Source organism: Pantoea sp. SOD02 (genome assembly GCF_024707505.1).
GTDB classification, from domain to species: Bacteria; Pseudomonadota; Gammaproteobacteria; order Enterobacterales; family Enterobacteriaceae; genus Pantoea; species Pantoea symbiotica.
In genome coordinates, this window is sequence record NZ_CP102604.1 from 3,461,685 (window position 1) to 3,483,138 (window position 21,454).

18 protein-coding genes are annotated in these 21,454 nt (G+C 56.5%); 5 read left to right on the forward strand and 13 right to left on the reverse strand.

All coding sequences use genetic code 11. The annotated features are described in order from the left end of the window. The first annotated feature begins 265 nt into the window (after positions 1 to 265). From NR302_RS15965 to NR302_RS15980, 4 genes are read left to right on the forward strand one after another with little or no spacing between them, the layout of a single operon-like run. On the forward strand, positions 266 to 1,489 hold the full coding sequence (locus tag NR302_RS15965; protein ID WP_258143922.1) for a SpoIIE family protein phosphatase: 1,224 nt from the start codon (positions 266 to 268) through the stop codon (positions 1,487 to 1,489). Positions 1,490 to 1,498: 9 nt separating this feature from the next. Further along, complete coding sequence (locus NR302_RS15970; protein WP_154155184.1) at positions 1,499 to 2,050, forward strand: SiaB family protein kinase; 552 nt, start codon at positions 1,499 to 1,501, stop codon at positions 2,048 to 2,050. 7 nt (positions 2,051 to 2,057) lie between these two features. Continuing rightward, positions 2,058 to 2,444: a DUF1987 domain-containing protein gene (locus NR302_RS15975; protein WP_258143923.1), complete on the forward strand. Its 387-nt coding sequence runs from the start codon at positions 2,058 to 2,060 to the stop codon at positions 2,442 to 2,444. Beyond that, positions 2,444 to 3,151 (forward strand): GGDEF domain-containing protein, encoded by a 708-nt coding sequence (locus NR302_RS15980; protein ID WP_154155521.1) that lies wholly within the window; start codon positions 2,444 to 2,446, stop codon positions 3,149 to 3,151. Before NR302_RS15975 ends, NR302_RS15980 begins: the two co-directional genes overlap by 1 nt. Here NR302_RS15980 and mrdA read toward each other — a convergent pair whose 3' ends face one another. The 11 genes from mrdA to NR302_RS16035 all read right to left on the reverse strand — a co-directional run bounded on the left by mrdA (position 3,152) and on the right by NR302_RS16035 (position 15,827). After that, the gene (gene mrdA, locus NR302_RS15985) at positions 3,152 to 5,026 is read right to left on the reverse strand and encodes a penicillin-binding protein 2 (protein WP_154155180.1); all 1,875 of its coding nucleotides are present in this window, start codon (positions 5,024 to 5,026) and stop codon (positions 3,152 to 3,154) included. Positions 5,027 to 5,214: 188 nt separating this feature from the next. Continuing rightward, a complete protein-coding gene (gene deoD, locus NR302_RS15990) occupies positions 5,215 to 5,928 on the reverse strand; it encodes a purine-nucleoside phosphorylase (RefSeq protein ID WP_008103284.1) in 714 nt (237 codons plus the stop codon). 33 nt (positions 5,929 to 5,961) lie between these two features. Beyond that, positions 5,962 to 7,185: a phosphopentomutase gene (gene deoB / locus NR302_RS15995; protein ID WP_154155177.1), complete on the reverse strand. Its 1,224-nt coding sequence runs from the start codon at positions 7,183 to 7,185 to the stop codon at positions 5,962 to 5,964. A 94-nt stretch (positions 7,186 to 7,279) separates the two neighbouring features. Further along, complete coding sequence (gene deoA / locus NR302_RS16000; protein ID WP_258143924.1) at positions 7,280 to 8,602, reverse strand: thymidine phosphorylase; 1,323 nt, start codon at positions 8,600 to 8,602, stop codon at positions 7,280 to 7,282. 62 nt (positions 8,603 to 8,664) lie between these two features. Beyond that, positions 8,665 to 9,444 carry a deoxyribose-phosphate aldolase gene (gene deoC, locus NR302_RS16005; protein ID WP_154155174.1) on the reverse strand — a complete coding sequence of 260 codons (780 nt, stop codon included), beginning with the start codon at positions 9,442 to 9,444 and terminating at the stop codon, positions 8,665 to 8,667. 291 nt (positions 9,445 to 9,735) lie between these two features. Further along, a complete protein-coding gene (locus tag NR302_RS16010) occupies positions 9,736 to 10,515 on the reverse strand; it encodes a TatD family hydrolase (protein WP_258143925.1) in 780 nt (259 codons plus the stop codon). Further along, positions 10,512 to 11,564 carry a patatin family protein gene (locus NR302_RS16015; RefSeq protein WP_154192536.1) on the reverse strand — a complete coding sequence of 351 codons (1,053 nt, stop codon included), beginning with the start codon at positions 11,562 to 11,564 and terminating at the stop codon, positions 10,512 to 10,514. The genes NR302_RS16010 and NR302_RS16015 overlap by 4 nt, the downstream gene beginning before the upstream one ends. A gap of 179 nt (positions 11,565 to 11,743) precedes the next feature. Further along, positions 11,744 to 11,905 (reverse strand): DUF1328 domain-containing protein, encoded by a 162-nt coding sequence (locus tag NR302_RS16020; protein ID WP_007893192.1) that lies wholly within the window; start codon positions 11,903 to 11,905, stop codon positions 11,744 to 11,746. Positions 11,906 to 11,998: 93 nt separating this feature from the next. Continuing rightward, positions 11,999 to 12,613, reverse strand: coding sequence for a molecular chaperone OsmY (osmY, locus tag NR302_RS16025; RefSeq protein ID WP_008103296.1), 615 nt, complete (start codon positions 12,611 to 12,613; stop codon positions 11,999 to 12,001). A gap of 261 nt (positions 12,614 to 12,874) precedes the next feature. Next, positions 12,875 to 14,464, reverse strand: coding sequence for a peptide chain release factor 3 (gene prfC, locus NR302_RS16030; RefSeq protein WP_061720497.1), 1,590 nt, complete (start codon positions 14,462 to 14,464; stop codon positions 12,875 to 12,877). 259 nt (positions 14,465 to 14,723) lie between these two features. Beyond that, entirely contained in the window at positions 14,724 to 15,827 is a 1,104-nt protein-coding gene (locus tag NR302_RS16035; RefSeq protein ID WP_258143926.1) for an amidohydrolase, read from the reverse strand. Positions 15,828 to 16,065: 238 nt separating this feature from the next. Between NR302_RS16035 and ftnA the strand changes: the two genes are divergently transcribed. After that, positions 16,066 to 16,572, forward strand: a complete 507-nt coding sequence (gene ftnA / locus NR302_RS16040; RefSeq protein ID WP_008103301.1) for a non-heme ferritin — start codon at positions 16,066 to 16,068, stop codon at positions 16,570 to 16,572. A 98-nt stretch (positions 16,573 to 16,670) separates the two neighbouring features. Here ftnA and NR302_RS16045 read toward each other — a convergent pair whose 3' ends face one another. After that, positions 16,671 to 19,514 carry a bifunctional diguanylate cyclase/phosphodiesterase gene (locus NR302_RS16045; protein ID WP_258143927.1) on the reverse strand — a complete coding sequence of 948 codons (2,844 nt, stop codon included), beginning with the start codon at positions 19,512 to 19,514 and terminating at the stop codon, positions 16,671 to 16,673. A gap of 202 nt (positions 19,515 to 19,716) precedes the next feature. Continuing rightward, entirely contained in the window at positions 19,717 to 21,453 is a 1,737-nt protein-coding gene (locus NR302_RS16050; protein WP_258143928.1) for an iron ABC transporter permease, read from the reverse strand. Position 21,454: the final 1 nt, after the last annotated feature.

Consider the following 21,454-nt stretch of genomic DNA (forward strand, 5'->3'; position numbering starts at 1 on the left):
TCCGTCAGGAATCGTGATTGAGTGAAGGTACCGCGAAGCGGCGGGTTGGGCTGGCGCAAGGCCCGGGAGTGCAGAGGGCGTGGCCAGACGCCCTCTGCTCGGTCGCCGCACGAAGTTACTGCAACTGCCTCAGCGTAGGGCGAACGAAAGTCGCTCGGTGCTTAACTGAGCGGCACTACTCCATGGATGGCGACCCTACGGATCATAAAAGTGTCACAGCCGCACAGTAATCTAAGATAATTCCTAATCAACGTCAGATTCCTCTATGCAGCTGCCTGATTTACGCGCAGGCCTTGCCTCCTTGTCGAGTCGTTCTCGTGCGCGATCGCTGTGCATTGCCGTGCCGTTTGTCAGTCCCGCGATGGACAACACGGCAGTGATGGCGTTGTTTACCGACCACAAAGATCTGATTGGTTTGCCGGTGATCGAAAACGGTACGCCGTTTGGCATGATTAACCGCCATATCTTCCTGTCGCAAATGTCGCGCCCGTTTTTCCGCGAACTCTACGATCGCAAAAGCTGCATCGCCTTTATGGATAAAGAGCCGCTGGTGATTGATGCCGATACCGAGCTCGATCAGGTAGCGCAGCAAGTGGTGGCGACCGGCGATAAATCGGTCACCGACGGCTTTATCCTCACCGAGCAAGGGCGCTACATCGGTATCGGGCTGGGCATCGATCTGATTCGTACTGTGTCAGATTTGCAGCATCAACAGCATCAGCAAATTTTGCAGAGCATCGATTACGCGCGCGTGATTCAGGACGCAATGCTCGATCGCTCAAAGCAGCAGATGGCGCAGCAGCTCAGCGATTGGTGCCTGCACTGGCAGCCGCGCGATGGCGTCGGCGGCGACTATTACGCCTTCCATCAGGATCAACACGGTTGGCTGGCGCTGATTGCCGACTGCACCGGCCACGGCATTCCCGGTGCGTTTATGACGGTGATCCTGCAATCGGCGCTGGAAAATGCGCTGCAGCAGAATCGGCGTGCGCCATCCGATGTGCTGCAATCGCTTAATCGCCATATCAAACAAACCCTTGGTCAGCTCAATGCTTCGCAGCAAACCTCGCTGTCGAACGACGGCTGCGATGCCATCGCGCTGCGCCTCGATAGCGAAAATCATCAGCTTTCATGGTCGAGCGCGCGCATGCACGCGCTGCTGCATAACGCTGGCGGCGAGGCGGAATCGCTGAAGGCCGACCGCGTTGGCGTTGGCTATACCGATACGCCGCAGGATTACGTCTGGCCGCAGCAGCAACGCACGCTCAATCCCGGCGACATGCTGCTGGTGATGACCGATGGCGTCACCGATCAGCCCGGCGGTGAACGTCACATTATGTTTGGCAAAAAGCGCATTCAGACGCTGCTGAATCACTATCAAACGCTGCCGATGCCGGCGCTTTCCACGGCATTCGAGCAGGAATTTCTTCGTTGGCAAGGCAACCAGCCGCGACGCGATGACGTCACCTGGTTTGGCTTCCGCTATTAGAGTCACGTTATGACACCAGCTTCGAACCTCAGCCGCGTCCCGCCCGACAGCGTGGCGCTGCACTACACCGGCCTCTTTTCGCCGCAGAACATCACTGCGATGGGCGAAGTGATCAAAGTGTTTCTTGAGAATCAGCAGGCGCCGGTCAAAGTTCGGCGTCGCTTGTTCTCCAGCTTTGTCGAGATCGTGCAAAACATCCTGCGCTATTCACAAGACAGCCGCAGCACCAGCCACGCCGAGCAGGATTTCCGCTTCGGCACGGTGACGCTGCACGTTGAAGGCGACAACTACGTGCTGGAGAGCAGCAATCAGGTGGATGAAGTCGCCTGTGAGCAGCTGCGCTACTGGCTCGACCTGCTGCGCACCATGAGCAACGAAGAGATTAAACAGGCGTATCGCGTGGGATTGCGTGCCGAGAGCCCCGCCACCAGCAAAGGGGCCAACATTGGATTATTAACGCTGGCGCGCGACGTCAGCGAACCGCTGGAGTATGAACTGCGTCCGTTGGCCTCCAACGGTTACGCCACGTTTTGGCTGAAAGCCACCATTCACCAGGATTGATCGATTGATGCAAAACCTTGTTATTGCTGCCACAGAGAGCACGCCCGAAGTGAGTTTTGATTTTGCCGCCGGCCAGTTTGCCCTGCGCGGTGAATCCTGGCCGGAGAACGCGGCGGCGTTTTACCGTCCGCTGCTGGACTCCTTAGAGAACTGGCAGCCGCAGCCGGGCGGCGACGTTGAAGTGAATATCGCGCTGCGCTACTTCAACAGCTCCAGCACTAAAATGCTGTTCAGCCTGTTTGACCTGTTTAACCAGCGTGCGCAGAGCGGGCAAACCGTGGCGCTCAACTGGTTCTTCGACGCCGAAGATGATGTCTCAGAAGAGTTTGGTCAGGAGCTGGCGTTGGACTTCACCGATCTGCAGGTGAATCTGCAGGCGGAAATGGCATCGTGATGGACCTCAACGAGCTGTTCCGCGAAGAGAGCGATGTGCTTAATCGCTCGCAGGATGTGGCGGCTCAAACCACGCTCAGCGCTGAGGATTATCGCGATGCGCTGCTGATGGTGAATCGCCATTATCAGCGCCTGATGCGTGAAACCTATCGCATGATCTCGCGCAGCGACCGCGCCGAGCGTGAGCTCAATCGCGTCAACGAACAGCTGCATCAGCTGGCGCAGGAGCTGGAGTACAAAGCCAGCCACGATCCGCTGACGGCGGTGTGGAATCGCGGGGCGATTATCCAGCGCATCAGCCAGACGCTGAGTAACGGCGCAGCGGCGCTGATCATTCTGGATATCGACCACTTCAAACGCATTAACGATGAGTTCGGTCATCCGATGGGCGATAAGGTGATTTGCGCTCTGGTGTCGCGCATTCAGGCGCACTGCCCGGAAGAAGCCAGCATTGGTCGCATTGGCGGTGAAGAGTTTACCGTGCTGTTACCGCACTATCGCCTATCCGATGCGGTAATTGTGGCGGGTGCGATTCACGCCTCGCTGAATGCTTCACCGCTGGCGGTGTTGCCCGGCCAGTTGGTGACCGCCAGCCTTGGCGTCAGCTACGGCAAGCCGGGATCCGATTTTGAGACGCTGTATAACAATGCCGATGTGGCACTGTACGACGCCAAAAATCATGGCCGCAATCGGGTGTTCTTCCGCTGATTACTGCGCGGCCGTTGCTACCGGCGGCGGTGTGGCTTCCGGCACAAAGATGTGGTCGAGAATATTACGCATCAGCGGCGCCGCCGTGACGCCTTCGTTGCCACCGTTTTCCAGAATCAACGCCACTGCCACTTTGGGGTCGTTAAACGGCGCAAACGCGGTGTAGAAGATATGGTCTCGCAGGCGCATTGGCGTCATTTTGGCGTTATAGATCTGGTTCTTTTTCAGGCTGAATACCTGCGAAGTACCCGATTTCGCCGCAATGCCGTACGGCGCGGTGTGGAAGTATTTGTAGCCGGTGCCGTTTGGCGCATTCGCCATGCCGAACATGGCGTGGCGCACCAGCGACCAGTACGGCGATTTGGCATCACCAATCTGCGGCTGCGGTAATTTTGCCTGATACGGCTGCACTACCGTGCCGCGCTGCGATTTCTCCAGCAGATGCGGATTAATGACGCGGCCATTATTCAACAGCGCCACCAGCGCTTTCACCATCTGGATCGGTGTCGCCACCCAATAACCTTGCCCAATCCCAACCGAAACGGTATCGCCCTGATACCACATCTTTTTGTGCACTTTTTGCTTCCATTCACGGCTGGGCAATAATCCGGCGTACTCTTCGTTGAGATCGATGCCGGTGGATTTGCCGTAACCAAACTGGCTCAACATGGTGTGGATGCGATCGATGCCCATCATGAACGCCACCTGATAGAAGAAGCTATCCGCCGACTCTTCGATGGCTTTCGTCACGTCCAGCATGCCGTGACCGGTTTTTTTCCAGTCGCGATATTTACGATCGGTGCCCGGCAGCGTCCAGGTGGGCGCGCCAAATATCGTGAAGCTCGGCGTGATGACTTTGGTCAGCAGCGCCGACATCGCCATATAGGGTTTTACCGTGGACGCCGGCGGATACAAGCCTTGGGTGACGCGGTTGATCAGCGGCAGGTCTTTATCCTGCAGCAGGGTTTTATAGGCTTTGTAGCTGATGCCTTTGACGAACGGGTTGGGATCGTAGCTCGGCGCAGAAACCATCGCCAGCACGCTGCCGTCGTGCGGATCTTCAATCAGCGCCGCCGCACGTTGCCCGGCCAGTTGGCTCTCGACATACTGCTGCAAATGCAGATCGAGCGTTAGCGTGATGTTCTGACCAGCAACCGGCGGCACCTCTTTCAGCACGCGCACGATGCGGCCGTGGTTATCCACTTCCACTTCCTGATAGCCGGTTTTGCCGTGCAGCAGCGATTCGTAATAGCCTTCAATGCCCTGCTTACCGATGTTGTGGTCCGCCGCGTAGTTCTCGCCAACGCCTTCTGCATTCAGGCGTTTGTAGTCGTTATCGTTGATTTTCGAGACGTAGCCGAGCACGTGCGCCAGGTCGGCGCCGTACGGATATTCGCGGTCCTGATAGGTATCAACGGTGACGCCGGTAAAGCGGAATTGATTGACGGCGAAGCGCGCCACTTCTTCGTCAGTCAGTTCCGCTTTCAGTTCAACCGGCTTGTAGCGGCTGTTCTGTTTGAGCTCGTGCTCGAAGGTTTCAATCTCTTCCGGCGTGAGATCGACAATCGGCGTCAGCTCTTTCAGCGTTTCCTGCATGTTGTCGATTTTGTACGGCGTGATGTGAATGTCGTACCAGCTGACGTTGCGCACCAGCGGAATGCCGTTGCGATCAAAGATCAGCCCGCGCGTGGGCGCAATCGGGATCATTTTGATGTCGTTCTCGTTGGAACGCGTCTGGTAATAGCTGTGCTGATCGACCTGTAAGCGATACAGGTTGATGCCTAAAATGGTAAAGCAGATGACAACCAGGGCAAAAGCGACAATCGCACGGCGGGCAAACAGCTTTTCTTCTGCTTCGAAATTACGGAAATTCATCAGGTGGGCTTAGTCTCTTTGTTATCACGCTAATGATAAGCAGAGATTGCTTTAGAGCCAGCACGAAGATGCACAAGCCTGGGTAAAAGTGTGTCAGATGTTTACGGGGGGAAGCCAGGTCGCCATTAATGGCGCCCCTACGACGAATGTAGGGTCGGCATTAATGCCGACCTGGTTTAACGCAGTGATTAATCGCCCAGCAGCACGGACTCTAGCGCGATCTTAATCATATCGTTGAAGGTGGTCTGGCGCTCAGCCGCGGTGGTCTGCTCGTGGGTGCGGATGTGATCCGACACGGTACAGATGGTCAGCGCTTTGGCACCAAACTCTGCTGCCACGCCATAAATACCCGCCGCTTCCATCTCCACGCCGAGAATGCCGTACTTCTCCATCACGTCGAACATCTGCGGATCTGGCGTGTAGAACAGATCGGCGGAGAAGATGTTACCCACGCGCGCATCAACGCCCAGCGCTTTGGCGGCATCAACGGCATTACGCACCATGTCGAAGTCCGCAATCGCAGCGAAGTCGTGATCCTTGAAGCGCATGCGGTTGACTTTGGAATCGGTGCAGGCACCCATACCAATCACCACGTCGCGCAGTTTCACGTCTGCGCGCACCGCGCCGCAAGAACCGACACGGATGATCTTCTTCACGCCGAAATCGGTGATCAGCTCTTTGGTGTAGATCGAGCAAGATGGAATGCCCATGCCGTGACCCATCACCGAAATCTTGCGGCCTTTATAAGTCCCGGTGTAACCCAGCATGCCGCGCACGTTGTTCACTTCCACCACATCTTCAAGGAAGGTTTCAGCGATGTGCTTAGCGCGCAGCGGATCACCCGGCATCAGTACGACGTCCGCGAAATCACCCATTTCTGCATTAATATGAGGCGTTGCCATGGTTATTTTCCTTATTAAAATTGGGGCGCTGTTTTACAGCATGCTCTTGCCGTAGTCCATGCTGGACAGGCCGAAATATTTTGCGATGGTCTGGCCGATATCAGCGAAGGTATCGCGATATCCCAGCGATCCTGGCTTCACATTCGGGCCATAGATCAGAATCGGAATGTGCTCACGCGTGTGCTCGGTGCCTTTCCAGCTTGGATCGCAGCCGTGATCGGCGGTGAGGATCAGAATGTCACCCTCTTTCACCAACTCCATCAGCTCTGGCAAGCGACGATCGAAGAACTCCAGCCCGCCCGCATAACCAGCGATATCGCGACGATGTCCCCACGTTGAGTCAAAATCAACGAAGTTAGTGAACACAATCGAGGTGTCCGGTGCTTTCTTCATCTGCTCGATGGTGGCGTTGAACAGCGCGTCTAAGCCGGTGGCTTTGACTTTCTGCGTGATGCCCTGCTCGGCGTAGATGTCGGCGATTTTGCCCACCGAAATCACTTCACCGCCCTTCTCATCCACCAGTTTTTTCAGCATGGTCGGCGCTGGCGGTTCCACTGCCAGATCGTGACGGTTGCCGGTGCGCTCGAAGTTGCCCGCTTTGTCGCCGACGAACGGACGCGCAATCACGCGGCCGATGTTGTAGCCGCCATTGGTCAGCTCTTCACGGGCGATTTCGCACAGCTCGTACAGGCGATCGAGGCCAAAGGTCTCTTCGTGGCAGGCAATCTGGAACACGGAATCCGCCGAGGTGTAGAAAATCGGCTTGCCGGATTTCATGTGCTCTTCGCCGAGCTGGTCGAGAATCACCGTGCCCGATGAGTGACAATTACCGAGATATCCCGGCAAATCGGCACGTTTCACCAGAACATCCAGCAGCTCCTGCGGGAAGCTGTTCTCTTTGTCGCTGAAGTAGCCCCAATCAAACAGCACCGGCACGCCGGCGATTTCCCAGTGGCCCGACGGCGTATCTTTACCGGACGACAATTCGCTGGCGTAAGCGTACGCACCGATGATTTCCGCGTTGGGATCGAGGCCTGGCGGGAAACGACCGGTGGAGAGCTCAGCCGCTTTGCCGAGGCCCAGTTTGGTCAGGTTAGGTAAGTGCAGCGGGCCTTCGCGGCCTTCATTGGCGCGGCCTTCGAAACAGGCTTCGGCAATATGGCCGAGCGTGTCCGATCCTTCATCACCGAATTTATCGGCGTCTTTACTGGAGCCGATCCCGAAGGAGTCGAGAACCATAATAAAAGCACGTTTCATGCAAGTCTCCTGCGCAATGCGCGATGACAAGTCAAAAAAAAGCGATCAGATCAGTATACCCGAACGGCCGCTGCCTGGCACGAAGAAGCGCCAGTTATTCGCTGACGCGACGATAAACCACTGGCGTGATCGCTGGCGCAGTATCGCTCAGCGTAATGGCTGCTTTGACGGCGGCGGCGGCCTGTTGCCACTGCGCTTCAGACGCGGCGTGGATAATCGCCAGCGGACGCTGCGCGTCAACTTGCGTGCCGAGCGTGATCATGTCGCTCAGGCCCACGCTGTAATCAATGCTGTCGCTGGCGCGCTGACGGCCTCCGCCGAGCGCAACCACCGCCATGCCAAGCGCACGCGTATCCATTGAGCTGACGATTCCGGCGCCATCGGCGTACACCGCTTTGCTCAGGGTTGGGGCTGGCAAATAGCTGTCCATGCGCTCGATGAAATCGACCGGGCCATTTTGCGCCGCCACCATACGGGCAAACACGTCAGCGGCTTTGCCGTTATCCAGCACCTGCTGCAGCTTTTTACGTGCATCGGCGTCGTTTTCAGCCAGTTTGCCGGAGATCAGCATTTCCGAGCACAGCGCCATCGTCACTTCCAGCAGACGCGGATTGCGCGCTTCGCCGGTCAGGAACTGCACCGCTTCACGCACTTCCAGCGCGTTACCCGCAGTAGAAGCCAGCACCTGATTCATGTCGGTGAGCAGCGCAGTAGTTTTGCAGCCTGCGCCGTTCGCTACGCCAACAATCGCCTGCGCCAGATTTTCTGAGGCTTCAAAGGTCGGCATAAAGGCGCCGGAGCCCACTTTGACATCCATCACCAGCGCATCCAATCCTTCCGCCAGCTTTTTGGCGAGGATCGACGCGGTGATCAGCGGGATGGAATCCACGGTGGCGGTGATATCACGCGTGGCGTAGAAACGTTTGTCGGCCGGTGCCAGCGAATTGGTCTGGCCAATAATCGCGATGCCGACGTCTTTAATAATCTGGCGGAAACGATCGTCGCTCGGGAAGATATCGAAGCCCGGAATCGCTTCCAGTTTATCCAGCGTGCCGCCGGTATGGCCGAGGCCGCGCCCGGAGATCATCGGCACATAACCGCCGCATGCCGCCACCATCGGGCCGAGCATCAGCGAAGTGACATCGCCAACGCCGCCGGTGGAGTGCTTATCAACAATCGGGCCGTTGAGATTGAGCGATTTCCAGTTCAGCACCGTGCCGGAGTCGCGCATCGCCATGGTCAACGCCACGCGCTCGTCGAGCGTCATATCATGGAAATAGATGGTCATCGCCAGCGCGGCAATTTGACCTTCTGAAACGCTGTTGTCGCGCACGCCGTTGATAAAGAAGCGGATCTCCGCTTCACTCAGCGCCTGGCCGTCGCGTTTTTTACGAATAATTTCTTGTGGCAGGAACACAATGGCCTCCCCGGAATAGAGAGGTCGCCATAAATGGCGACCCTACGAACATCGATATGAACTTAATAACCGGCTTTGCTGGTCGCGGTTTCGTGGCCCAGCGTATTCAGCAGGCTTGCCAGCAGGCTGGAAGCGCCAAAGCGGAAATGACGCGCATCCGCCCAGCCTTCACCCAGCAAGTCGTCCGCCAGCTTCAGATACAGCGCCGCGTCTTCCGCAGTGCGCACGCCGCCAGCCGGTTTGAAACCAACCTGCTGCTTCACGCCTTTATCGCGGATCACTTGCATCATGATCGCCGCCACTTCTGGCGTCGCGTTGACCGGCACTTTACCGGTGGAGGTTTTGATGAAGTCGGCGCCCGCATCAATAGCGATTTCCGACGCAGCACGAATCAGCGCTTCGTCTTTCAGCTCGCCGCTTTCGATGATCACTTTCAGCAGCACGTTTGCCTGTGCGCAGGCTTCTTTGCAGGCTTTCACCAGCTCGAAACCGATGTCACGGTTGCCAGCAATCAGCGCACGATACGGGAACACCACGTCCACTTCGTCAGCGCCGTAGGCGATGGCCGCGCGGGTTTCGGCCAGCGCGATCTCAACGTCATCGTTGCCGTGCGGGAAGTTGGTGACGGTGGCGATGCGGATTTCCGGCGTGCCCTGCTCGCGCAGCGCTTTACGTGCCGCCGGGATGAAACGCGGATAGATGCAGATGGCAGCGGTATTACCGGCTGGGGATTTCGCCTGACGGCACAGCGCGATCACTTTCTCGTCGGTGTCGTCTTCGTTCAGGGTGGTTAAATCCATCAGTTGCAATGCGCGCTGTGCTGCTGCTTTCAGGTCGATCATGATGCTCTCCAAAATTCAGATCGGCGGGCACAACCCACCGGGGAATGTGACAATTCTAACAACTACCGTGACGACGAATTGCGCTTCATGTCACACGAAAAAGAAAACACGTCATTTAAATACAGTTATTTAGTGATGTGAATCACAAATAATCACCAGTCAGGCCGAAATGCGCCGCGATGGCCGTTGTTATTATTATCACAAAAATGGGCGCGAAAGTGTACTCTCAGCTTTATCAATGTAGCTAATCAGGCGTAAGGCAGCGTAAATGCAGAATCTGTCGGGGGAGAATCAGGCAGGCAAGGTGAACAGCTGCTGGCTGTTATGCCACAGCGCGTCGGCAATCACTTCGGGAGATTCACTGCGTAACTGGCACAACACGTCAAACACGTTGCGCGCCCGCTCGGGACGATTGGGCTGGCCCTGAAAACCGTGTAACGGCATATCGGGCGCGTCGGTTTCCAGTAATAACGCACTGAGCGGCAGGCTGGCGATGGTGTTACGGGTTTTACTGGCGCGTTCATAGGTGATGGTGCCGCCCACGCCAATCGCATAGCCGAGCTGAATAAAGCGCTCCGCCTGCTGCTGGCTGCCAGCAAAGCCATGTACCACGCCACGGCGCGGCAGATCGTGACGACGTAAGTGCAGCGCCAGCTGATCGTGGGTGCGACGCGAGTGCAGGATCACTGGCAGATCGTACTGCTTCGCCAGCCTGAGTTGCTTATCGAGCAGCCGCGTCTGTTTGGCGAATTGCGCATCGTCCATATAGAGATCGAGACCAATCTCGCCGATCGCCACACGCTTGCTATCCGGCTTTTTCAGCCAGCGCTCTAACTCATCAAGATGCGCATCTTCCTGATGCTCAGCGATATTGATTGGATGCAGGCCCAGCGCGGCATACAGCGCCGGATGCTGCTGCGCCAACTGCATCACCCGCGCGAAACGGCTGGCGTCCACGCTCGGTACAATGATGCGTTCCACGCCCGCCTGCGCAGCGCGCGCAATGCTGGCGTCTGCATCGTCAACGAACGGCGGGAAATCGAAGTGGCAGTGCGTATCGATAAACTTCATGCCAGCGAGCCTTTATCATAATCCGCATCGTTTTCCGCCAGCGCGGGCGTAATCAGTGGGCGGTTGTCGGGCGAATTCGCCACAGCGGCTGGCGGCGTAACCGTGGTTTGCCGTATCAGCGGCTCGGCATCACTCAGCCATTGACCGAGCGTGGCGAGGAAATAGCGCCCGCTGCGGCGGCCTAAATGGTAATCCTGATTCAGCGATGATAAGCGGCTGCCAAGCGCCATGCTCGCCAGCGGTTTCGGTGGACAGATTTCGATGATGCGCAGGTTATCCGGCGGTTGCTCGATGAACTGCTGAATCTCGCGATAGCTCTCTTCATGCTGATGCAGGATGTTGATCATCGGCTGCAAGGCGCTGTCAGACAAAAAGCGCTCCATGCGTTTGAACCACTTCGGCGTGTATGACACCTGCGATGGCACGGTGCGGATCACGACAATGGTATCCGCGCCGCGGCGTGCGGCTTCGCGTACCGGAATTGCATCGCTGATGCCGCCATCCAGATAACTCACGCCATCCATTTGCACGCCGCTGCGGTAAAAGCCGGGAATCGCGCTGGACGCTTTCAGGATGTCATGCCAGTTGGTGCTGATCGGATTGAAGTACTCGGCGCGGTAGTCATCGCTGCGGCAGGCGCACATATAAAACTCGCTGCCTTTGGCAAACAGCCCTTCGGCGGTGTTGAGCGCCAGCGGGAATTCCTGTTTGGTGATATCGATCAGCCAGTCGAGATCGATAAGATGCCCGCCGCGCACGAATCGTAGCGGATCAAAAAACAGTTTACTGGTGGTGTAACGCGAGATCACGCGTCGCGCGTAGCCAGGCTGGCCACAGACAAACGCCGACAAGTTTTGCGCCCCGGCCGAGGTGCCGAGTAACAGTTGAAAGGGGTTGAAGCCTGCGCGTTGAAACTCATCCAGCACGCCTGCGGTAAAGATGCCGCGCTGGCCGCCGCCTTCGCACACCAAGGCGATTTTACTGGATTTGAAAGGGGTTAAAGCTAGCGGTTCAAGTGAACCTAACGTCAACGGAATACGTGTTCCCAATGGATGTCCCTCAGTGTTGCTTGCTCTGAGGGAGTCGCCGAAGCAGCATCCCGGAGAACCAGTCATTGTCGTTCCCTGACCAATTGCTTCTGCAATCGTTGCGGCTTCATAGTATGCCGCAAATGACCGGTCTCCGCTTTAGGTGACTCGCGGGTTAGCGTCTATTGAGACGCAAGTAGTCAGGGTCGTTTGCGCCCGGTAAACAGGCTCACGAGGAACAGAATAATACCGACAATGAAGACAATTTTAGCTGCCCATGCTGCCGTACCCGCCAGACCGCCGAAACCTAATGCTGCAGCAATCAGAGCGATGACCAGAAAGATAATACCCCAACGAAACATAAGCCTCTCCTTTACCATTGTGAAAATCGAACTGCTTATTTACACCTTTGTTTTTATTACGAAACGGCACCAGCGGGTGCCGAGTCGCTCGCGTTAAGATTTCACCTTCAGGTCATTCTTCACGCTTTTCACGCCTTCAATGGCTTTGGCGATTTTCTCAGCACGATCGGACTGTGCCTGGTTCGCCACTTCCCCTGATAACTGCACCACGCCGTCGGTGGTTTCCACCTTAACGTTGCGTGATGGCACGATGTCATCTGCTAACAGCTTAGCTTTAATTTCGCTGGTGGTTGCGGTATCGCCCGCATAACCTTTCAGAGAAGCATTTTTGCTGTCTTTAACGTGTAGTTTGTCGCTGACGGATTTCACACCTTCGACTTTCTGCACCAGCGCGACGGCTTTTTCAGCCTGATCCTGAGAAGCCACAAAGCCGCTCAGTGTCACCACGCCATCATGCGTTTTGACGGAGATATCCGTGCTTTTAATCGCTTCATCATCCACCAGCGCCGCTTTGGCTTTAGCAGTGATGCCGCTGTCATCCATATAACCATCGACTTTTTTCATAGAGCTATCGATCTTCGCACCCGCGCTGTCGGAGGTTTGCTGTGCTTTCTGCGACAGTGATTCATCTGCGAACGCCGCACCGCTCAGCAGAGCAGAACCGGCCAGGGCAGCAATCAGGGTTTTGGCAATCTTAGTCTTATTCATCGATATCATCCTTCTATCAGTTAACTCATCCGTTATCGCGGATGCGCCAGCAACGAACGGCGTTGCTGAGTTACTGGACGTAATGAAACCCGAAAGGTCTCTTTTCTCGTCCGACAGGATAATAGTAGTAGGGATTACAGCTTTTGCTGGCTCTTGTGGTTGATATATCGCCAAAAAGAGAAAAAAACAGCGGAATTAGGAGGAGTCTGTAACAAATAAAACAGGGCCAGTGAAAATCACAGGCCCTGCTGGCAACGCCGATTAGTGCTCGCGCGTTTTGCGGAATCGCACGTCAGGATAGCGTTCCTGGGTGATGTTGAGGTTCACCATGGTCGGCGCGATATACGTGAGGTTATCACCGCCATCGAGCGCCAGGTTCACTTCGTTTTTACGCTGGAAATCGTCGAATTTCTTCGCGTCATCACACTCAACCCAGCGAGCGGTTGAGACGTTGATGGCTTCGTAAATCGCTTCAACGTTGTATTCGCTTTTCAGGCGCGCCACCACCACTTCGAACTGCAGCACACCAACCGCGCCCACGATCAGATCGTTGTTATGTACCGGACGGAACACCTGCACCGCGCCCTCTTCCGACAGCTGAACCAGCCCTTTCAGCAGCTGTTTCTGCTTCAGCGGATCGCGCAGGCGAATACGACGGAACAGCTCTGGCGCGAAGTTCGGAATGCCGGTGAACTTCATGTTTTCACCCTGGGTAAAGGTGTCGCCAATCTGAATGGTGCCGTGATTGTGCAGACCAATGATGTCGCCCGGATAGGCTTCTTCCACGTGCGAACGGTCACCGGCCATGAAAGTCAGTGCATCGGAAATCACCACGTCTTTACCGGTACGCACCTGACGCAGCTTCATGCCTTTTTCGTACTTGCCGGATACCACACGCATAAAGGCGACGCGGTCGCGGTGTTTCGGGTCCATGTTTGCCTGGATCTTAAACACGAAGCCGCTGAATTTCTCTTCTTTCGCCTCCACCAGACGCGTGTCGGTGTTGCGTGGCATTGGGCGCGGCGCCCACGAAACCAGGCCATCGAGCATATGATCAACGCCGAAGTTACCCAGCGCGGTACCGAAGAACACCGGCGTGAGTTCGCCGCTCAGGAACAGCTCCTGATCGAACTCGTGCGAGGCGCCCTGCACCAGCTCCAGCTCATCGCGCAGCTGCTGTGCCAGATCTTCACCCACCGCTGCGTCCAAATCGGGATTAGCCAAACCTTTAACGATGCGCACTTCCTGAATGGTGTGGCCTTTACCGGTTTGATACAGGTAAGTTTCGTCGTTGTAGAGGTGATAAACCCCTTTGAAATACTTGCCGCAGCCAATCGGCCAGGTAATAGGCGCGCAGGCGATTTTCAGCTCGCTCTCCACTTCATCCAGCAGCTCCATTGGATCGCGGATGTCACGGTCGAGTTTGTTCATAAAGGTGATGATTGGCGTATCACGCAGGCGCGTCACTTCCATCAGCTTACGAGTACGATCTTCAACACCTTTGGCGGCGTCGATCACCATCAAGCAGCAGTCCACCGCCGTCAGCGTACGGTAAGTATCTTCGGAGAAGTCTTCGTGTCCTGGGGTATCCAGCAGGTTCACGAGGCTGTCGCGATACGGGAACTGCATCACCGAGGTGGTGATGGAGATACCACGTTGTTTCTCCATCTCCATCCAGTCCGATTTCGCGTGCTGGTTGGAGCCGCGGCCTTTGACGGTACCGGCGGTTTGAATCGCCTGTCCGAACAGCAGCACTTTTTCGGTGATTGTGGTTTTACCGGCATCCGGATGCGAGATGATCGCAAAAGTACGGCGGCGCGCCACTTCTTCTAAAAAGGGAGCATTAGACATTGAGTGAATTCTTCTTCAAGGGCAACACGCGGGCGGCGCGCTGCGAATAAATCGTTTCGGGGTCATTCCGCAGGATAACGCGGCCAATGGCGACGCAGTGGCGTCAGTTCACAGCAAGAGGTGTGCGATCTACATTGGCGGCAGTTCCGATTATCCCGGCAGCATTGAGGCGGCATAGCATACAATATTTCGCCGAGGGGGGAAATCGTCGCATGGTGTTGCCCTTGTAGGGCCGCCATTCATGGCGACCCACTCACATTCAGCCTAAAACCCGCACCACCGCCGCTTTAAAGATCTTCACGCCAATCTCCAGCGAGTTCAGCTCAAAGCGCATCTCGGGATGATGCAGGCCCGGCACCAGATTGGTTCCCAATCCCCAGAAACCGGCTTTCACCTGCGGATTTTTCACCGGATAGTAGAAGAAATCTTCACTGCCCGGCGTGGTTTTAGTATCCAGCAAACCTTCTTCACCCAGCACATCGACAATCGCCGCACGAATCACCGCCGTGGCCTCTTCATGAATTTCTGCTGCCGGCATCTCTTTGAGTACCATCACGTCAGCCGTGGCACCCAACGCCGCCACGCTGTGCTGAATCGCCAGCGTCACTTTCTCTTTCAGCACATCCATTGGCGCGTTTTCCTGCGAACGCAAATCCCACACCACGCGCGCCTCATCCGGCACCGAGTTGGTCACGCCCGCATCGCACAGGAAGCGCGTGGCTTTCACGCTCCAGGTTAAACCTGGCGGCAGATGGATGGCGTTGACGGCCTGCACCGCTTGCACCGCCGCATCCAGCGCGTTAACGCCCAAATGCGGACGCGCTGCATGCGCCGGCGCGCCTTTGATGGTGGCTTCCAGCGTGCTGCAAGCGGAGTAGATCACCGCTGGCGTCGCTTGCCCAACATGGCACTCTTCCAGCGGACGCACATGGAAGCCGAGAATCATCTCCACATCCTCCAGCGCGCCGCCCTCAATCATCGCCAGCGCGCCAGCACCGAGTTCTTCCGCTGGCTGGAACAGCAGCTTCAGCCGCCCTTTCTTGATCGCGCCCTCTTTCAGCAGCTCTTGCGCCGCCGTCAGCACCACCGACGAATGACCATCGTGGCCGCAGGTGTGACGCGCACACGCCACGCCGTCAATGATATGACCGAGCGCATCCATATCCGCACGCAGCGCCAGCACCGGACCGGGCACGCCACTGTCGATTTCCGCCACCATGCCAGTGGTATTATTGATGCCGCGCGTCACCTTAATTCCGGCGCTTTCCAGCTGATCGGCAATATAAGCAGAGGTTTTGAATTCCTGAAAACCCAGCTCGGGAATTTCATGCAGAAAATGGTAATGCTCTAAGACGTTCGACACCGCTAAGCTCCTGACAAGTAAAGGCAAGCCTCAGCATCGCCCGATGTGCAGCTATAATCAATCCGGCGTGAATGAAAATTAGTCAAAAGTGAGAACTCTTCGCATTCAACATGTGGAATAATTCCATTTACAATCAATAAGATAAATTCAACTTTTTTAAGGAAAGTCCTTCACAAAAAAGTATAGATTGATGCATAATTCGCCGTACTTCACCTGACAAATTAAAAAGGACTCAGCCATGTTAACTGCTGAAATGACCTCGCGTTTAAACGACCAACTGAACCTCGAATTCTTCTCTGCCAACCTGTATCTGCAGATGAGCGCCTGGTGCAGCGATAAAGGCTATGAAGGCGCCTCTTCATTCCTGAAAATGCATTCTCGCGAAGAGATGCAGCACATGCAGAAGCTGTTTGATTACGTCAGCGATGCCGGTGCTTTGCCGGTACTGGGCAGCATTGCTGCACCGGCCATTAGCTGGACGTCACTGAACGACGTGCTGGAAGAAGCGCTGAAGCATGAGCAGCTGATCACCAAAAAAATCAACGAGCTGGTGCACACCGCATTGACCACGCAGGATTACTCAACCTTCAACTTCCTGCAGTGGTACGTTGCCGAGCAGCATGAAGAAGAGAAGCTGTTCAAAACCGTGCTGGATAAACTGGCGATGGTCGGCACCAAAGGCGAAGGCCTGTTCCTGGTGGATAAAGATCTCGGCCACATGTCTGTCGACGGCCACGGCGCATAATAATAAAGATTACACACAGCAAAACAGAGAACGCCCGACATGTCGGGCGTTTTTTTTTATGCATTTTGTAGGGTCGCCATTTATGGCGACCTACTTGCCTATTCCAACTCCTTCAACCGCAACTCCGATGGCTGCGGACGGCCAAAGAAATACCCCTGGAACAGCGTACAACCCTCTTCACGCAGCTTGGCGTACTGCTCGCCGCTCTCCACGCCTTCGGCGGTGATCTGAATATCGAGGCTGCGGCTCATGCCAGTAATGGCGCGGATAATCGCCAGTGCCTCGCGGCTATCGCCCATATCGTTGATGAACGACTTGTCGATTTTGATTTTGTCGAACGGGAACGAGCGCAGATAGCTGAGTGATGAGTAGCCGGTGCCGAAATCATCCAGCGCAATCTGCACGCCAAGCGTTTTCAAACTCTGCAGCGTACGTATATTACCGAGCGTATCGTCCAGCAGCACCGATTCGGTGATCTCCACTTCCAGCCGATGCGGCGCCAGTCCCGATTCACGCAGCGCGCCTTCCACCACCGAAACCAGCGAGCTGTTCTTAAACTGCAGCGGCGACAGGTTTACCGACACCGATTGTTCGGTGTTCCAGCTTTGCGCTTCGCGGCAGGCTTCGTACAGCGCGTAGGCGCCGAGCATATGAATCAAGCCGGTCTCTTCGGCGATCGGGATAAAATCGTTCGGCATGATCAGCCCTTTAATCGGGTGGTGCCAGCGCATCAGCGCTTCATAGCCGATGATGCCCTTCTCGTCGGTGATCGGTTGATAATAGAGTTTGAGCTGACGGCCGGAGATCGCATCACGCAGATCGTTCTCAATCACGCGACGACTGCGCGCCTGATCGTCCATTTCAATGGTGAAGTGTTCGAAGCGGTTGCGGCCATTACGTTTCGCTTCATACAGCGCCATATCGGCGCAGCGCAGCATGTGTTCCGGCGTGTTGGTGGCTTGCGAGGTGAGCGCGATACCGACGCTCAAGCCCACCGACAGGTTATGTCCTTCAACGTTAATTGGCGGACGGATTCCCTCGATCAGCCGCTGCGCCACCACCGCCGCTTCATCGGCAGAACGGACATTCGGCAGCACGATGGCAAACTCGTCGCCGCCAATACGCGCCAGCGTATCGTGATCGCGCAGCGCGCTGCGCAGGCGTTTCGCCACCACGCGCAGCAGGTCATCACCAATCTGGTGGCCGAGCGCATCGTTGACGTTTTTGAAGTTATCGAGATCGAGACACAGCGTGGCGCTGACCTGGTTGTTCTGATTATCAACGCGCAAGGCTTCACTGAGTTTCTGACGGAACAGCACGCGGTTAGGCAAGCTGGTGAGATTATCGTGATGCGCCATATGACGGATGCGCGCATCGGCTTCGCGCTGGTCGGTCACGTCCTCGACAATCAGCATCACGTAGTTCTGACGCATATCTTTGCCGCTGATGGTGGTGGCACGCGTATGCAAAATACGCTCGCCGCCCGCCGTCAACAGCAGCTGTTCACGCGAATGAATACCTTCGCTGCGCAGCGCCACATCCGCCAGGCTATTGAAGTAATCGCCCAGTTCCGCCGACATACATTCGTGCGGGCGTTTATGCATGATCAGCGCTTTGTTGACACCAAACAGCTGCTCGGCTTTGTCATTCACCATCAGGATTTCACGGCTGATGGCATCTTCCACAATCACGCACGATGGAATATTGCTGATGATGGTGTCGAGAAAGCCCGACAGCTCCGACATTTTCGCACTCTGCGACTGCGCCAGATCGCGCGCGCGCAGCAGCTGCTGTTCGTTCTCACGGCGTTCAGTGATATCGCGGGTAATTTTGGCGAAACCGATCAGTTTGCCGCTCTCATCCCGGATTGCCTCAATGACGACATGCGCCCAAAAAGCCGAGCCATCTTTGCGGTAGCGCCAGCCCTCATCTTCGAAACGGCCGGTTTTCAACGCAATGCCAAGGTTGGCTTCGGGCGCGTTAGCATTACGTTCCGCTGAACCGTAAAACACCGAGAAGTGCTGGCCGACAATTTCGTCAGCCACATAACCTTTGGCGCGCTGCGCCCCGTTGTTCCAGTTCACCACGCGGCCCTGCACATCCAGCATATAAATGGCGTAATCGCGCACCCCTTCCACCAGCAGGCGGAAATTCTTCTCCTGCTCGTACTGTTTACGCAGCAGCGCCTGCTGTTCGGTGCAGTCGCGGGTAATTTTGGCGTAACCGATCAACTTGCCCGCATCATCGCGGATCGCATCAATGATGACATGCGCCCAAAACGCGCTGCCATCTTTGCGGTAACGGTAGCCTTCATCTTCGAAACGGCCGGTTTTAAAGGCGGTGGTGAGATTTTTTTCCGGGATATGGTTTAGTCGATCCTGCGCGCTGTAGAAGCGTGAGAAGTGCTGTCCAACGATCTCTTCGGCCACGTAGCCTTTCGCGCGCTGTGCGCCTACGTTCCAATTTTCAACGTTGCCGTCCAAATCGAGCATGTAGATGGCGTAATCACTAACGCCTTCCACCAGCATGCGGAAACGCTGTTCCTGCTCGCGCTGTTTGCGTTGCTGCTCTTGCTGCTCGGTGCAGTCGCGGGTGATTTTGGCAAAGCCCAGCAGCTCACCAAATTCATCGCGGATGGCGTCGATCACCACATGCGCCCAAAATGCGCTGCCATCTTTACGATAGCGCCAGCCTTCGGTTTCGAAGCGCCCGGTCGCCGTCGCTATCGCCAGCCCGCGCTGCGGCGCGCCGTTTTTGCGATCCTCTTCGCTGTAGAACAGCGCAAAATTCTTCCCCACGATTTCATCGGGCGTGTAGCCTTTGGCACGCTGCGCGCCGGCGTTCCAGTTCGCCACGGTGCCATCGGGTTTGAGCATGTAAATGGCGTAATCCACCACGCTCTGTACCAAAAGTCGGTACATGACGTCAGAGTTATTATTCATTGTTATTCGCCTATTGCTGGCCTGGTATCGTCGAGACTATTAAGAAAATTCTTAATTATCGTGCAGACTTAAGCGCAAATACGCAGCGCTGACAAGCGCTATTCATCCGCAGACAAATGTTGGTAGGTAAGTTATCGGCAGTGGCGAGAAAATGTTCAGCGGGATACTTCATAAATCATCATGCGTTGACGGCAGGCTGGCGTTACGCTTGCCACGGCAAAATGCCGTGCGGCAGGCGCCGGGTCAGGCGAGTCGCCAGCGCCATTAATAAGCACACCACCACAATCATCAGGCAGCCGACCGCCGCTGCCAGCGAAGCGGATCCTCCTTCATCGAGAAACACGATGGTCGGCCCGATGGTTTGCGTTTGCGAGGTGACCAGCAACACCGAAACCTGGATTTCATTCAGCGCGGTGAGAAACACCAGCACGCTGCCCGCCAGCGCGGACGGTGCCGCCAGCGGCAGCAAGATGTCGCGCATGCGGCGCAGAAAACCGGCGCCGCACAAGCGTGCGGCTTCATCCAGTGCCGGTTCCAGTTGAGCAAATCCGGCTAACGTCGGGCGCAACACCAGCGCGAGGAAGTTCGCCAGATAGGCAGCGAGGATGATCCACACCGTGCCATACAGCGAAACGTTGACGATCGGCAGCGGACGAAGAAAGAACAACATCGCCGCCACGCCGGTGACAATGCCCGGCAGCGCATAGGTGAGTTCACTCGCCAGCCACAAACCGCGCACCAGTTTGGTTCGACGCCAACTGAGGAAGTAGGCAAGAAACAGCGCGCAAACCGTCAAAATCAGCGCCGCCAGCGTGGTTAATCCGAGGCTGGTAAGAAACGCGTGTCGCACCGCCGGATAACCCCACAATGCGGCGCGGAAGTTCTCCAGCGTCAGTGTTTGCCAGCTGAGCACCTGGCCAAAGCCGCTGGTGAGCGCGGTGATTAGCAGCGCGCTGAGCGGTAACAGCAAGGTCAGCGCCATCCACAGCCAGGCGACGCCTTCAATCGCCACACGCCCGCGCCCCAGCGATTGCTGCCACAGACGCGGCGCGCCGTTTACGCGCACATCATGGCGTCCGCCCAACCAGGCGCTGGCCGCCATGCCCGCCAGCGTGATCACCGCGATCAATAACGCATACACCGCCGTGTTCGGCAGCGCGCTCGGGCCAATACCATTCAGCTGCTGATACACCAGCGTGATTAGCGTGGGCACGCGTGCCGGAATGCCCAGCATCGCCTGAATACCGAAGTTGCCCGCCGCCGCGACAAAGGTCAGCGCGGCTCCGGCAAAGATCGCCGGGCGCGCCAGCGGCAGTACAATGGTGAACAGAATGCGTGCGCGAGACGCACCGCTGGCCTGCGCCGCTTCCACCAAATCAGCAGGTAAACGGCGCAAACCGGCGCGCACGGTGAGAAACACTAAAGGCGCATTGTGCGTGCCGAGCAGCAGTACAATGCCGGTTAAGGAGTAAAGCGGCTGCTCGCCGGGCGCAAACCACGGCAATCCTAGCGTGGCGAACAGCAGCGCCAGCGGACTGCTCGGTGCCAGCGCCTGCAGCCAGGCCAGCGCAGTCACCTGCGGCGGAATCATCAACGGCAGGATAAACGCAAACACCCACGCGGTTTTAGCGCGCAGATCGCTGAGCGCCACCAGCCATGCGGCGGCGGTGCCGAGCACCACGGAAATCAGGGTAGAACTGAGCGCGATGAGCAAGGTATTGCCGCTGGCGATCAACACACGATCGCTCGCCAGCAGACGCGTTAAGCGCGCGATGTCCGGCACGCCGTTGGGCGCAATGGCGGTCCACACCAGCCGCATCAGCGGCGCCACCGACAGCAAACCAATCAGCAGCACCATCAGCGCCAGAATCAGCCGTTCGCTGTTAACGCGCGGCGCTTTGCGCGCCCCGCTACGCCATTCGTTGCTCAACACGCTCATG